Origin of the sequence: uncultured Devosia sp., assembly GCF_913055165.1 — a bacterium.
Taxonomy (GTDB): Bacteria; Pseudomonadota; Alphaproteobacteria; order Rhizobiales; family Devosiaceae; genus Devosia.
On record NZ_CAJXJS010000076.1, the window covers coordinates 1 to 13,446 of the forward strand.

The 13,446-nt window shown below is 62.1% G+C and carries 17 protein-coding genes and 1 pseudogene; 8 read left to right on the forward strand and 10 right to left on the reverse strand.

Annotated features, from left to right (window positions below; all coding sequences use genetic code 11):
• Positions 1 to 173 (reverse strand): 50S ribosomal protein L35 (gene rpmI / locus QZ564_RS17255; RefSeq protein ID WP_297112703.1); only part of this gene is annotated, 173 nt, incomplete at its 3' end.
• A 140-nt stretch (positions 174 to 313) separates the two neighbouring features.
• Positions 314 to 1,159 carry a glycosyltransferase gene (locus QZ564_RS17260; protein WP_297112650.1) on the reverse strand — a complete coding sequence of 282 codons (846 nt, stop codon included), beginning with the start codon at positions 1,157 to 1,159 and terminating at the stop codon, positions 314 to 316.
• 106 nt (positions 1,160 to 1,265) lie between these two features.
• Here QZ564_RS17260 and QZ564_RS17265 point away from each other — a divergent pair, with 106 nt between their 5' ends.
• Positions 1,266 to 1,685 carry an Hsp20 family protein gene (locus QZ564_RS17265; protein ID WP_297112655.1) on the forward strand — a complete coding sequence of 140 codons (420 nt, stop codon included), beginning with the start codon at positions 1,266 to 1,268 and terminating at the stop codon, positions 1,683 to 1,685.
• A 25-nt stretch (positions 1,686 to 1,710) separates the two neighbouring features.
• On the forward strand, positions 1,711 to 1,995 hold the full coding sequence (locus QZ564_RS17270) for a DUF1150 family protein (protein WP_297112658.1): 285 nt from the start codon (positions 1,711 to 1,713) through the stop codon (positions 1,993 to 1,995).
• Positions 1,996 to 2,152: 157 nt separating this feature from the next.
• Here QZ564_RS17270 and QZ564_RS17275 read toward each other — a convergent pair whose 3' ends face one another.
• The 7 genes and pseudogenes from QZ564_RS17275 to QZ564_RS17305 all read right to left on the reverse strand — a co-directional run bounded on the left by QZ564_RS17275 (position 2,153) and on the right by QZ564_RS17305 (position 7,628).
• Complete coding sequence (locus tag QZ564_RS17275) at positions 2,153 to 2,620, reverse strand: PTS sugar transporter subunit IIA (RefSeq protein WP_297112661.1); 468 nt, start codon at positions 2,618 to 2,620, stop codon at positions 2,153 to 2,155.
• Between the two features lie 47 nt (positions 2,621 to 2,667).
• Positions 2,668 to 3,246 (reverse strand): ribosome-associated translation inhibitor RaiA, encoded by a 579-nt coding sequence (gene raiA, locus QZ564_RS17280; RefSeq protein ID WP_297112664.1) that lies wholly within the window; start codon positions 3,244 to 3,246, stop codon positions 2,668 to 2,670.
• Between the two features lie 229 nt (positions 3,247 to 3,475).
• On the reverse strand, positions 3,476 to 4,987 hold the full coding sequence (rpoN, locus tag QZ564_RS17285) for an RNA polymerase factor sigma-54 (RefSeq protein ID WP_297112668.1): 1,512 nt from the start codon (positions 4,985 to 4,987) through the stop codon (positions 3,476 to 3,478).
• 152 nt (positions 4,988 to 5,139) lie between these two features.
• Positions 5,140 to 5,859, reverse strand: a pseudogene (lptB, locus tag QZ564_RS17290) (LPS export ABC transporter ATP-binding protein); the annotation flags it as partial.
• 32 nt (positions 5,860 to 5,891) lie between these two features.
• The gene (locus tag QZ564_RS17295) at positions 5,892 to 6,347 is read right to left on the reverse strand and encodes an LptA/OstA family protein (protein ID WP_297112671.1); all 456 of its coding nucleotides are present in this window, start codon (positions 6,345 to 6,347) and stop codon (positions 5,892 to 5,894) included.
• Positions 6,344 to 6,997 carry a hypothetical protein gene (locus tag QZ564_RS17300; protein WP_297112675.1) on the reverse strand — a complete coding sequence of 218 codons (654 nt, stop codon included), beginning with the start codon at positions 6,995 to 6,997 and terminating at the stop codon, positions 6,344 to 6,346. The genes QZ564_RS17295 and QZ564_RS17300 overlap by 4 nt, the downstream gene beginning before the upstream one ends.
• A gap of 16 nt (positions 6,998 to 7,013) precedes the next feature.
• A complete protein-coding gene (locus QZ564_RS17305; protein ID WP_297112678.1) occupies positions 7,014 to 7,628 on the reverse strand; it encodes a ribonuclease D in 615 nt (204 codons plus the stop codon).
• A 243-nt stretch (positions 7,629 to 7,871) separates the two neighbouring features.
• Here QZ564_RS17305 and metK point away from each other — a divergent pair, with 243 nt between their 5' ends.
• From metK to QZ564_RS17325, 4 genes are all read left to right on the forward strand, one after another.
• Positions 7,872 to 9,143, forward strand: coding sequence for a methionine adenosyltransferase (gene metK / locus QZ564_RS17310; protein ID WP_297112682.1), 1,272 nt, complete (start codon positions 7,872 to 7,874; stop codon positions 9,141 to 9,143).
• A 104-nt stretch (positions 9,144 to 9,247) separates the two neighbouring features.
• On the forward strand, positions 9,248 to 10,180 hold the full coding sequence (locus QZ564_RS17315) for a hypothetical protein (protein WP_297112685.1): 933 nt from the start codon (positions 9,248 to 9,250) through the stop codon (positions 10,178 to 10,180).
• 70 nt (positions 10,181 to 10,250) lie between these two features.
• Positions 10,251 to 10,979 carry a tRNA (guanosine(46)-N7)-methyltransferase TrmB gene (gene trmB, locus QZ564_RS17320; protein WP_297112688.1) on the forward strand — a complete coding sequence of 243 codons (729 nt, stop codon included), beginning with the start codon at positions 10,251 to 10,253 and terminating at the stop codon, positions 10,977 to 10,979.
• A gap of 96 nt (positions 10,980 to 11,075) precedes the next feature.
• Positions 11,076 to 11,444, forward strand: a complete 369-nt coding sequence (locus QZ564_RS17325; protein WP_297112692.1) for a helix-turn-helix domain-containing protein — start codon at positions 11,076 to 11,078, stop codon at positions 11,442 to 11,444.
• Between the two features lie 46 nt (positions 11,445 to 11,490).
• On the opposite strand, the gene QZ564_RS17330 is transcribed toward QZ564_RS17325, so the two are convergent.
• On the reverse strand, positions 11,491 to 11,739 hold the full coding sequence (locus QZ564_RS17330; protein ID WP_297112695.1) for a hypothetical protein: 249 nt from the start codon (positions 11,737 to 11,739) through the stop codon (positions 11,491 to 11,493).
• Positions 11,740 to 11,981: 242 nt separating this feature from the next.
• On the opposite strand from QZ564_RS17330, the gene QZ564_RS17335 reads away from it, so the two are divergent.
• Positions 11,982 to 12,647 carry a flavodoxin reductase gene (locus QZ564_RS17335; RefSeq protein ID WP_297112697.1) on the forward strand — a complete coding sequence of 222 codons (666 nt, stop codon included), beginning with the start codon at positions 11,982 to 11,984 and terminating at the stop codon, positions 12,645 to 12,647.
• Between the two features lie 119 nt (positions 12,648 to 12,766).
• Positions 12,767 to 13,417, forward strand: coding sequence for a ribosome maturation factor RimP (gene rimP / locus QZ564_RS17340; RefSeq protein WP_297112700.1), 651 nt, complete (start codon positions 12,767 to 12,769; stop codon positions 13,415 to 13,417).
• Positions 13,418 to 13,446: the final 29 nt, after the last annotated feature.

Consider the following 13,446-nt stretch of genomic DNA (forward strand, 5'->3'; position numbering starts at 1 on the left):
ACCAGACCCTCGTCGCCCTTGGACAGGATCTTGGTGCCGCGGTTGGTGCGGATGTACTTGGCGTTGTGGCTGATCAGGCGGTGGCGCTTGCCGGCAACGCCGGCCTTCACCTTACCCGAGGCGGTGAAGCTGAAACGCTTCTTGGCGCCGGACTTGGTCTTCATCTTGGGCATTTTGCGGGTCCTTTAGAGTCTTATTGGATGGATTGAGGCCCATCGCATTCAAGAACCGCCACGGCATGCCTTTTGGCCGGGCGGTCCGGAGATGCGGCTCTATAGGGGGAATCCTGTGCCAAGGCAAGGCCCGCCCGGCACTATTGGCGGGTCTGCGCCAGCATCGGCTCGATATGGTCTTCGAACAGCAGTCCCGGCCGGGCCGCCAGCGCCGCGCCATAAGCGGCTTCAGCGGCAATCGAGACATTGAGGAAGCCGACGAGCCCCGCGACATCCTCTTCGGAGAGGCCATAGTGGCCGCCGAGCAGCCGGCGGTGGATTTCCTCTTTGGAGTCGATCATGCCGGCAGTGACATCCCTGGCGTTGCTCATCGAGCCCTCGCGCTTGATATAGTCATGCAGCGGGGTACCGATGTGAAAGCTTTCGGGGATCGTGCGGTAGAGCTGGAGCAGGAATTCGAGATCGGTCATGTTGCTCATCTCGGGGTCGAACCGGCCGTCTCCGCGGCGCCGGTCCCAGACGACCATGGCGTCCATGGACAGGTTCACCCATTTGTGTTCGCCCGGGGTGAGCACGCGATCGGCACCCGTCCCGACATGGCGCAGGTGACGAAAGTCTTCGGTCATGACGTCAAGGGCGGTGGTGACAATGCCGAAATCGGCCAGCGCCGCCACCGCTCTTTCCAGCTTTTCCGGCTTCAGGCGGTCATCGGCGTCGAGTATGGCGGCATAAGGCGTCTCGAGCTGCTCCAACGCCACATTGCGTGTCGCCGAGGCGCCCCGTCCGGCGCCGCCGCTGGAGAGGAACCGCTGGCGCGGATCGTTCAGACCTTGTTCATGCAGGAAAGCGCCATAATCGAAACCGTCATCGGCGATGATCCAGTGCTGCCAATCGTCATGGGTCTGGTCGAGGACGCTTCTGACCGTGGTGGTCAGGGTGGATTGGGCCTTATAGGCCGGGGTGATTATGGCGACCGTCTGGGACATGACTTGAACCTTTTGCTCGTCTGACCCATATCTCTGGCAGGTTCGAGATGCCAGAGTTTACAAGGGTCCCGAACCGGACGTTGCTTGATGCTCAAGGACGCTTTGGATGTCGCGTATCTCGGTGTTTTCCGCCCCCTTTCTCCTCGGCTTTGACAGTTTCGAGGAGCGCATAGACCGGCTGGCCCGGTCGGCGGAAGGCTATCCTCCCTACAATATCGAGCGCACCACGGATGAGGAGGGGGCCGAAAGGTTCCTGATTTCAATCGCGGTGGCCGGATTTGCCCAATCCGACCTCGAGGTGAGTGTGGAGGATAACCAGTTGCAGGTGCGTGGCCGACAAAAGGACGAGCCGGGTCGCGATTTTCTGCATCGCGGTATCGCCGCCCGCCAGTTCCAGCGCAGTTTTCTGCTTGCCGAAGGCATGCAGGTCAAAGATGCAACTTTGGGACATGGTATGCTCGTTATTATGCTTGAGCGCCCGCGCGCGCCCAAGATCGCCCGAAAGATCGACATTCGCTCAGTATGAGGAAACAGAAGAAAGGGCCGACACAATGATGGACAAACGCAATTCCGATGCGGCCATGGATGCCGCCAATCCGCTCAAGGACCTGACGCGCGCGCAATTCGCTGCGCTGGGCGGCGACGCCGTGGCCTATGTCAAGCCGGTGTCCGGCCTTCTGCTCTCCGGATTGATCGACAATGCCGAGTTTGATGGCGCGACGCTCTATCAGCTGGTTATGTCGGCCGATGGTACGCCCCTGATGGTGGCCGACACCACCGAGGCCGTCGCCGAGTGGTTGGGTGACCAGAATATCGGGGTCGCGACGCTGCACTAGGGCCACGGCCCTTCGGGCACAGCCCTTGGCGTCTTGCTGCGGTCTCCGAACCGCCAGCGTGGCCATGATGTGCCCCAGGAGAGAGGTCTATCCCCCAACAACAAACAACCCCCGCGGCGATGCCCCGGGGGTTTTGCTTTGAGGCAATGACCGGGCCTCAGGCCGCGAAGGTGTTTTCCACCGGCGCGGTGAGGATGGCATGCAATTGCGCCGGATCGGTCTCGGCCCGAAGCTGGTCGGTGACGGTTTCGGTGCGCAGCAGGCGCGCGACTCGTGAAAGGGCTTTCAGGTGATCGGCGCCGGCCCCCACCGGGGCCAGCAGCATCATCACCAGGTCCACCGGCTGATCGTCCACCGAATCGAAGTCAATGGGCTGGTCGAGCCGGGCAAAAACCGCCGTGACGCCGTTGAGGCCCTCAATCTTGCCATGGGGAATGGCGATGCCATTGCCCACGCCAGTCGAGCCCAGCGCCTCCCGGCCCTGCAGGGTCGAGAGGATTTGGGATGCAGGAAAAGCGGTCAGTTCTGCGGCTTTTTGCGCAAGAATTTCAAAGATCTGGCGCTTATCAGCCACGCCGGTGCAAGTCAGCACGGCGTGCTCTGCCAGAATATCGGCCAATTCCATAAATCTGCCCTAGGAGCTACTGAGGGTCTGGCGCTTTCAGGCGCCAGTCAATTTGCGCCCAAGGCCGGATCAATCCAGCCAATATTGCCATCTGCGCGGCGGTAGACCACATTCAGCCCGCCATGTCCAGCGTGGCGGAACATCACGACCTGTTGTCCAGAGAAATCGAGCTCCATCACCGCTTCCTCCACGCTCATCTGGCGGAGGGCCTTGGTGGTCTCGGCAATCACCGCCGGCGCATAGTCCTCAGCGAGCTCGTCAAAGGCTTCGGTCGATCCGAACACGGTGTATTGCGCGGTCAATCCATCAACGCCATTGGCGCCATTGCCCCGGCGGTGCTGCTTGAGCTTGCGATTGTAGCGGCGCAGGCGCTTTTCGATATTGAGAGCCATGACTTCATAGGCACTGGTGGCGTCGCCCGCCTGGGCGCTGGCCTGCAGGACCGCGCCCGAGTCCAGATGCACAACACAGTCGGCGCGAAAACCGATACCGTCCGGTGTCAGGGTGAGATGGCCGTCATAGCCGCCGTCGAAATATTTCCCGACAACGGCGGCAAAGTGTTCCTCCGCCTTGCCCCGCAGGGCATCGCCAACATCCATGTTCTTTCCCGAAACGCGTAGGGTCATGGCTCTTGTTCCTTTCGGTCGTTTGGCTCGACACGAAAGTCCCGGCAAACCGCTTCCGGCCCGACGGGACCTGCGTCAGTCGACACCCCTTACATGGGAAGCCGACAAGGAGGATGCTAGACCCGGTCAGGGATGCTGTCCATGCGCAAGAGCACGCCGCCAACCCAACAAAAAGCGTGACAGCCCTCATGCTGCCACTTACCGTTCGCCTGGCTGATTTGCTGGTGCCTCAGGCGATGCGCGCTGTCGCCTCGAGGCTTTTCTTCTGCCGCCGACGGATCACCGAGGAGGGTATGTTCATGCCCTCGCGATATTTCGCCACAGTGCGGCGCGCCACGTCGATTCCTTGCTCCTTGCGCAGCATTTCGGCGATCGTGTCGTCGGACAAAATATCGTTGGCCGGCTCGGCATCGATGAGCTGCTTGATGCGGTGCCGCACCGCCTCTGCGGAATGCTCGCCCCCGCCCGTCGCCGAAGCAATGGCCGTGGTGAAGAAGTACTTCATTTCATACAGGCCGCGCGGGGTCGCCATATATTTGTTGGATGTCACCCGGCTGACGGTGGATTCGTGCATGTCGATGGCCTCGGCCACCGTCTTGAGCGTCATGGGTTTGAGGTAAGCCACGCCATGGGTCAGGAACCCGTCCTGCTGGCGCACGATTTCGGCAGCGACGCGGGTGATGGTCTGGGCGCGCTGGTCCAGGCTCTTGGTCAGCCAATTGGCCGTCGCCAGGCAATCGGCCAGGAAGGTCTTTTCGGCAGTGTCGCGGGTCTTTTTCGATACCGTGGCATAGTAGACGCGATTGACCAGCACGCGTGGCAGCACTTCGGTGTTGAGTTCGATCTGCCAGCCGCCATCGGGGCCCGGGCGCACAAAAACATCGGGAACGACCGCCTCGACCGGCCCACTATCGAAGGCCAGGCCCGGTCGCGGATCGAGCAGCTTGATCTCGGCCAGCATGTCGGCGAGGTCTTCCCGGTCACAACCCACCGCCTTGAGCAGCGCCGGCATATTGTGCTCGGCCAGAAGCGTGAGATTGGCGATCAGCCTCTCCATGATGGGGTCGAACCGGTCGCGTTCGCGCAGCTGCAGCGAGAGGCATTCAGCGACCGTGCGGGCAAAGATGCCAACCGGGTCACAGGTCTGCATTACTTCGAGCACGGCCTCGACATCGGCCAGTTCGGCGCCCAGAAGCTCGGCAATGGCTTCCAGCTCGACGACCAGATATCCGGCCTCGTTGATGCCGTCGATCAGGTGCTGGGCGATCAGCCGGTCCGCCGGGGTCCGCAGCAGCATCTGGGCCTGGGCTTCCAGATGATCGCTGAGGCGCGGGCGGCTGGCGACATATTGGTCCAGGTCAGGGGCCTCGCCGCCCTCGAAACTGCCATTGCGATCGGGCCCGGCCAGGCGCCCGTGATCCTGTCCGGCGTCGGGGAACACGTTTTCGACGGCCGTATCATAACCTTCGGCGATCTGGTCGGCATCCTTGATGCGCTCGCCCTGGGCGACAGTATCCTCATAGGCGCTCAGTTCGGTGCGCTTTTCCGGGGCCTCGGCCGGCTCGTGATCATCCGCACCACCTTCCTCGCGCTCCAGAATCGGATTGCGCAGCAATTCGGCGTCGACAAAGTCATTGAGCTCAAGATGGCTCAACTGCAGCAGCCGAATGGACTGCATCAGTTGCGGCGTCAGGGTCAGGCTCTGAGACTGACGAAACTCCAGCCGTGGCGATAGCGCCATGCGTTCAAGGCCCCTTGGTGCAAAATTTTCCAGCCGCTTGCGGCTGCTTCCCGCCGGGACCATGACTCAAAACTGCCATCCGGGCAAGTTTCGTGCCAAGGAGCTCGGTCGCGCTGCGATGTGGCGGCCAAGCGCCGTCTTCGCCTGCACCTTTAGATCGAAAAACTCTCGCCCAGATAGACGCGGCGGGCTTCGGGATCGGCGGAGATGGTTTCGGGCTTGCCCTGGATCATCACCTTGCCACCATGAATGAGGTAGGCCCGATCCACCAGGCCCAGCGTCTCGCGCACCGCATGGTCGGTAATGAGCACACCGATGCCCCGCTGCGTCAGCTGCCGCACCAGGCCCTTGACCTCGGCCACGGCAATGGGATCGACGCCGGCAAAGGGTTCGTCCAGCAGCATGAAGCCGGGATCGGCGGCCAGGGCCCGGGCAATCTCCACGCGCCGCCGCTCGCCACCGGAGAGGGCAAGCGCGTTGGATTTGGCAATATGGGTGATGGAGAACTCTTCCAGCAACGCCTCAAGCCGCCGCTTGCGCTCGGTCCTGTCGCGCACGGTGTTTTCCAGCACCGCCATGATATTGCCGGTGACGGTCAGGCCGCGGAAGATCGAAGGTTCCTGGGGCAGGTAACCAATGCCGAGCTGGCCGCGCTGGAACAGCGGCAGGCGGGTGATATCGAGCCCATCGAGGAGGATCTTGCCAGCATTGGGTTTGACCAGACCCATGATCATGGTGAAGACAGTGGTCTTGCCCGCCCCATTGGGGCCGAGAAGTCCTACAGCCTCGCCCTTGCGGACTGCCAGCGAGACGTCGCGCACCACTTGCCGCTTGCCAAAGCTCTTGGCAAGGCCGTGGGCCACCAGCCAGCCGGTCTGATCGATGCGGGGGCGGACCTGTTCGCTCATTGCGAGGTGAACACCCCGGTGACCCGGCCACCGCCTGAGCTGGTGAAGGTCGAGACATTGGTGGCCAGATTGACCACCAGTTCGGTGGCATTGACCGTACCGCTGGCATTGGTGACCGTGACATTGCCGGTCAAACGCAGCAGCTGATCGCCCGGCGTATACACGGCGTGCTCGCCGGTCGCGTCCTGGTCCTTGGTCTTGAGGCGCACATTGCCCCCGGTAGCGACGAAGGTCCTGATGTCGGTGGTGCCGCCCTCGCCATAGGTGGCGACGACCTTGGGGGCCCAGACCGTGACGGTCGGATGGACCACGATGACATCGCCGGTGAAGGTGACTTCGCGGGCGCTGTCATTCATCACCGTCTGGTCAGCGGTAATCTCGACCCTGTTCTGGGCCAGAGCCGGTGCCATCGCCACCAGCATGAGCAGGATTGCCACTATGGCACGGTTCATCGCGTCCCCTCTCCAATAGTGTCGGAATCGTCCTCGCCGGGGGTGGAGGGCAAGGTGACGACCGAACCGGTGAAAGTCCAGAGGACGGTGGCCGCATCATAGACCAGCCCCTCGGCCCGGATGGTCGAGCCATCGGCGTAGTCGATGCTGACCGCCCCCTTGGTGGTCAGGACCTGGCTGTCCCAGTCGAATATGGAATTGTTGAGCGTGCCGGTGGTTCCGGTGCTGTCGGCCACCTCGGCCACCCCCGGCACCAGGGTCAGCTGGTGGGTGGTGTCGAGCTGAGCCGCATCGGCCTGCATGGTCAGCTGCACCCCATCGACCCGGTTCAACACCAATTGGGCATTGATGAGGTCAATGAGATCGCTGCGGTCGGCGCGCGCCCGTGCCGTTTCCGCCCAGACGCGATAGGATGACCCATCGGTCAGCGTCCCCACATATTCGGGCGCGTCGATGACCACGGCCTCAGGCGAGACGCTGAGCTGGTCGATGCTGAAGCGGCTGGAAAAGCTCGCCAGAAAAATCTGCACCAGTAGTCCGGCCAGCACCAGGCTACCCAATACCGGCACACCCAGGCGCAACAGGCCGACAATGCGGTTGCGGCGCCGGAGGCGATCATAGATCTGGCGGGGCACCGCAGCGGCAGGCATGGCTCCCGTCCCGGCCTCAGCTATGGGCGAAGATGTCGGTTTCTTCCCAACCCATCAGGTCCAGCGCGCAGCGGGTCTTGAGGAAGTCGAAGCAGGACCGGGCGATCTCGGTGCGTCCCTCGCGGGCCAGCATGCGGTCCAGGTGCCGCTTGAGATCGTGCAGGTAAAGAACGTCGGAGGCGGCATAATCGAGCTGGGCATCGCTGAGCTTGTCACCGCCCCAATCCGAGCTCTGTTGCTGCTTGGAAAGGTCGACATTGAGCAGCTCGCGCACCAGGTCCTTGAGGCCATGGCGATCAGTATAGGTGCGGACAAGCTTCGAAGCGATCTTGGTGCAATAGACCGGCCCTGTGACCACGCCGAAGCGGTTCTGCAAAACCGCAACGTCGAAGCGCGCATAATGGAAAATCTTGGTGACGGCTGGATCAGACAGAAGCTTGACCAGGTTCGGCGCCTCGGTCGCATTCTGCGGAATTTGCACGACATCGGCGCTGCCATCACCGGGCGAGAGCTGCACCACGCAGAGCCGATCGCGATGGGGGTTGAGACCCATGGTTTCGGTATCGATGGCAACTTCGCGGCCGTAATTGGAAAGATTGGGCAGATCGCCGCGATGCACTCTGATGGCCATGATGTTGTCCGCAGTTGAAATACTGGCCCTTCCTTGCACACTGCGATGGCCAAGGAAAGGCATGGCGCGGCCAGCGGGGCAGCAAGTTTTGCTGAGACGGGTTCGCGTTGCATATAAAGATTTCTTTATATGGATATTGCTTTCCGTTCGCGGACCTGCGAAAAGCAAAGCTGAAAGTGCCCGGAATCCCTTCCGGCACGCGCACTACCGCGTGCGCCCTCGCCACTTGCAAAGAGGTTTAACGTGGCCCGATCCAGTTATCTATTCACCTCGGAATCCGTCTCCGAGGGGCATCCCGACAAGGTTTGCGACCGCATCTCCGACGAAATCGTCGATCTGGTGTTCAAGGAGGCCAAGAAGGCCGGTATGGACCCTGCCCAGGTGCGCATCGCCTGCGAAACCCTGGCCACCACCAATCGCGTGGTGATCGCCGGGGAAGTGCGCGTACCCGAGACCCTACTCAAGAAGGGCAAAGACGGCCAGATCGTCAAGGACGCTTCGGGAGCGCCGGTGGTCAATCCGTCCAAATTCAAGTCCGCTGCGCGCCGGGCCATCCGCGCCATCGGTTACGAGCAGTCTGGCTTTCACTGGAAGACCGCCCGCATCGATGTGCTGCTGCACGGTCAGTCGGCCGATATCGCGGTGGGCGTCGATGAAGCGGGCAACAAGGATGTCGGTGCAGGCGACCAGGGCATCATGTTCGGCTATGCCGCGCGCGAAACCCCCGAATTGCTGCCGGCCCCGATCTACTACGCGCACAAGATTCTCTCCGACCTGACTGAGGCCCGCAAGGCCAATCATGGCCCGGCCGGCAAGCTTGGCCCCGATGCCAAGAGCCAGGTGACGGTCAAGTATGAGAACGGCAAGCCGGTCGGCGTGACCCAGATCGTGTTGTCCACGCAGCACCTGGACGAGACCCTGACCTCGTCCGATGTGCGCAAGATCGTCGAACCCATCGTGCGCGAAGCCCTGCCCGAAGGCTGGATCAGCGACGAGACCGTCTGGCACGTCAACCCGACCGGCAAGTTCGTCGTTGGCGGTCCCGATGGCGATGCGGGCCTCACCGGCCGCAAGATCATCGTCGATACCTATGGTGGCGCGGCCCCCCATGGCGGCGGCGCCTTCTCGGGCAAGGATCCGACCAAGGTGGATCGCTCGGCCGCCTATGCTGCGCGTTACCTCGCCAAGAACGTGGTCGCCGCGGGCCTCGCCGATCGCGCCACCATCCAGCTCTCTTATGCCATTGGCGTGGCCAAGCCGCTCTCGATCTATGTCGACCTGCACGGCACCGGCAAGGTCGATGAGGCGGTGCTGGAAAAGGCGCTGGCCGAGGTCATGGACCTGACCCCGCGCGGCATCCGCACCCATCTCGATCTCAACAAGCCCATTTATGCCAAGACCGCCGCCTATGGCCATTTCGGCCGCAAGGCCGGGCGCGATGGCAGCTTCTCCTGGGAGAAGACCGATCTGGTCAAGGCCCTCCGGGCTGCGGTGAGCGAGAAGGTCGCCGCCTAGGCAGCCTCCGGCATGAACACTGGTGGTCCCCGCTCTGCATTGTCGCAGGGCGGGGACACTCTTATTCTGACCCCGGTTGACCTCTCTGGGTGGGGAGCAGGATCATGGCTGACTTGGCGCGTAACGAAGTGATCGACTGGCTGATGGCCGGTGATGTCGCCATCCAGTATCAGGCCAGTCGCGATCTGCTCGATGAGGAAAGGCCCGATCTCAGGGCCCGCATCGCGACTGAAGGCTGGGGCGCCCGCTTTCTGGCGGCACAGAACCGCGATGGGAGCTGGGGGCGTGGCTATTACATGCCCAAATGGACCTCGTCGCACTACACCCTGCTTGATCTCAGGAATCTTTGTATCGACCCGCAGACGCCCGCTATCCGGGACAGCATCCTGTCCATTCTTGAGACAGAGCGGCGGAGCGATGGCGGCATGGGCCCGGGCGCCTCGATAACCAATTCCGATGTCTGTGTGGCCGGCATGGTGCTCAACTATGCCAGCTATTTTGGAATGCCGGAAGCCCAGCTGACTTCTATGGTAGATTTCCTGCTGCACGAGAGAATGGCGGATGGCGGGTTCAACTGCCGATCCAACAGGTCCAGCCCGCATCATTCCTCTCTGCACAGCACCATTTCGGTGCTGGAGGGGCTTGGGCAGTTCCTCAAGGCCGGGTACCAGTGGCGCGCACCGGAAATCCGCACGGCAATGGCCTCGTCGCGGGAGTTCATTCTCGTGCACCGGCTGTTTCGCTCAGACCGCACCGGCGCCATTATCCGACCCGAGTTTCTGCGCTTTCCCTATCCCTTCCGCTGGAAATACAACATCCTGCGGGGGCTTGATCACTTCGCGGCAAGCCGCGCGCCCTTTGACGAGCGCATGCGCGAAGCGCTGGATCAGGTGGTGGCGGCACGCCGGCGGGATGGTCGATGGACGGTGAATGCCGCCCTTGCGGGAGACCAGCATTTCATCATGGAAAAGGCGGGGAAGCCTTCGCGCTGGATTACGCTGATCGCAATGCGGGTGTTGCGCGCGTATAGCTTCTAGCGACCAGGTCGCCGCGCATTTGGGCAGCCAGCGCCATGCGGTCGGCTTGTCGCCGACAGGACATTTGTTTATGGGCAAGCCCATGAAGCCCGACCCTAAATCCCTGCCCCAGACCCGCTCCGGCGAACCCCGCGCCTTTTTCGGCCGCCGTTCCGGCAAGAAACTGCACGAAGGGCAGAAAGCGCAGGTCGCCGAAATCCTGCCGCGCTTCGAAATTCAGCTTGGCGACACGCTGGACCCGAAGTCCCTGTTTCCCGATGCGGAAAGAATCGTCATCGAGATTGGCTATGGCGGTGGCGAGCACCTGGCGCGCAAGGCTGGCGAAGAGCCAGACACCGGCTTTATTGGCTGCGAGGTCTTTACCGGCGGCATCGGCAAGATGGTGCAGGCCATTGACGCCAGGGGGCTCGAGAACGTCCGGCTCTATACCGATGACGCGCTCAAATTGCTCATGGCCTTGCCAGAGGCCTCGGTTGATGCGGTCTATCTGCTCTATCCCGATCCCTGGCCCAAGACACGGCACCACAAGCGCCGCTTCGTCTCGCCCACGACCCTAGGGGAATTGGCGCGCGTGATCCGGCCTGGCGGGGTCTTCCACTTCGCCACAGATATCGAGGACTATGCGAACTGGACCCTGGCCCATATCGTGCGGGAGCCGCAGTTCAGCTTCATGCCCGAGGCGCCAGGTAGCTGGCACCAGCCCTATCCGGGCTGGCAGCCGACACGCTATGAGCAGAAGGCCCGGCGCGAGGGCCGGATGACGAGCTTCTATTTCAGCTTTGTCCGTGCGCCGGTGTAACCAACGGGCAACCCTTCCGAGCTTTGTGTGATCCAGGCTCTGGACCTTGGCGCTCAGCGCCCCATATCGGGAGCGCAAGCGTCACGGAGTTCGAGCATGTCCGGTCCCCTCAAGGCACAAACCGACACTGACCTCCTGGTCGTGCGACCCAGCAAGTGGACGCTGGTGGTGGTCGTGCAATTGCGCAACGGGACGATGCGGTTCAACGAACTGCGCCGCAACATGGGTGGGGTGCCGCAGAAATCGCTTAGCGTGACGCTGCGCGAACTGGAACGCGACGGCTTCATCACCCGCACGGCCTATGCGACCATTCCGCCGCGGGTCGAATATGACCTGACCGATATGGGGCGGGAACTGCTGCATCTGGCCGATGATTTTCACCGCTTTGCCCAGCGCAACCGCCAGGCGGTAGAGGCGGCGCGACAGCTCTTTGACGCGATGGACGAGCGGAACACGCTCGATTGAAGGTTCGGGCGCCGCCAGGACTGGCGGCGCCGGGCTTGCGGCCGGGTCAGATATTGGCCGGGGTCAGCGTCACGGGGGTGAAGAGCTGCATGGTTTCGGTGCCATCGGCGCCCACCACGAAGGCGCGGACATAGTCGCCCCATTCCTCGACGGCAGTGGCTGGAACGCCCTGCTGCTGGAGCTGGGCCAGCACGTAGTCGGAATCGAAATCGGTCGTGGCCGCCATGGCCGGCATGGTTGCGCCGGCGATCAGGGTGGTGGCGGTAACAAGGGCGATTACACTGTTCTTGATCATGGGAGGATGATCCTTTCTGTTGTGAACGAGAAAGCAAATGCGCATCCTCCGGACCCGCCGCAAGCGACAGATTCGCAGTTTTTTGCCCTTGAATAGCTGGCGCGGGGACCCAGAGTTTATCAAGTGAAATCAAGGGCTTCTTGGGAAACCCGGTGTCTTGGGGGAAACCAGGGCAGCCTGGGGAAACCTTTGGTTGCAACCGGAGTGGATGGCCGCGGATTGAAAGGACAAAGGAGCCCCAAATGGAAACCAGCGTCCGCATTCTCGATACGATTCCCGTTACCCATAATGTCCGCCACTATCGACTTGAGCGTCCCAAGGGCTATGACTTCGTGCCCGGTCAGGCGACAGAGGTCAGCATTGATCGCAAGGGGTGGCAGGACAAGAAGCGCCCTTTCACCTTCACCTGCCTGCCAGGCGCCGAGACGCTCGAATTCACCATCAAGAGCTATTTCGACCACGCCGGGGTGACCAATGAGCTTTGGTCGCTGGGCGCAGGGGACAGGCTGATCCTGCGCGATGTGTGGGGGACCATCCAGTACAAGGGGCCGGGCACCTTCATTGCCGGCGGGGCCGGGGTGACCCCCTTTATCGCCATTCTGCGGCACCTCAATGCCACCGGAAAACTCGATGGCAACCGGCTGATCGTCTCCAATCGCAGCGAGAAGGACATCATCCTGCGCGAGGAATTCGAGGCGATGGACGGGCTGGAAGTGCTCTGGAGCGTCACCGACGACCCGAAATCCTCGCTGCTGCAGGAGCGTATCGACGCCGGCTTCATCGAGCGGCACGTCAACGATCTCAAGCAGAACTTCTACCTCTGCGGCCCGGACGACATGGTCAAGGCGCTGCGCGGCCTGCTCGAAGAGGCTGGCGCCGATGTCGGCAATGTGACCTGGGAGAAGTAACGTGCCTTGCCTTTGTGCCTTTCAGGGTCTATAGAACCGCCAACATCATTGCTCTCTGGATGAGGGTGGGTGCCCTGACCGGCCCCCGCTCTTTTTGTTTATCGGCGGGCTGCACCTGCGTGCGGCCGAAGCCCGAAGGGACCGACCACCAATTGGCTTTCGACCTGACCGAAAAGCGCTACATCAAGGAAACGGGCCTGGAAGCCCGCATCGCTCGCATTGTCGAGCCGGTGGCCAATGATCTTGGCTATGCCCTGGTGCGCATCAAGATCACGCCGGAAAATGGCTGCACGCTGCAGATCATGGCCGAGGATGAGCACGGCCGCTTCACCATCACCGATTGCGAAACGCTTTCGAAGGATCTCTCGCCAGTACTGGATGTGGAAGACCCCATCGACCGCGAATATCATCTGGAAGTGTCGTCCCCGGGCATCGACCGGCCATTGGTCCGCAAGCGTGATTATGAACGCTTCATCGGTCATGAGGCCAAGGTCGAGCTGTCTGACATGATCAATGGCCGCAAGCGGTTCCGCGGGGATATCCGCGCCGTGGACGACGAGGGTGTCACCATCCGGCTGCCCGACGCCCCCGGCGGCACGGACCCCGATCACAAACTGCTGTTTTCAACCATCGCCGAAGCCAAGCTGGTGATGACCGACAAGCTCATGGACATGGCCCGCGCCGACCAGGAGCTGCACCCCATCGACGACGACGAGACCGAAACGGTCGAGTACGCCGACACTGAAGAAGTCTCTGAGGAGAAGAACTGAAATGGCCGTTAGCGCGAATCGCCTTGAGC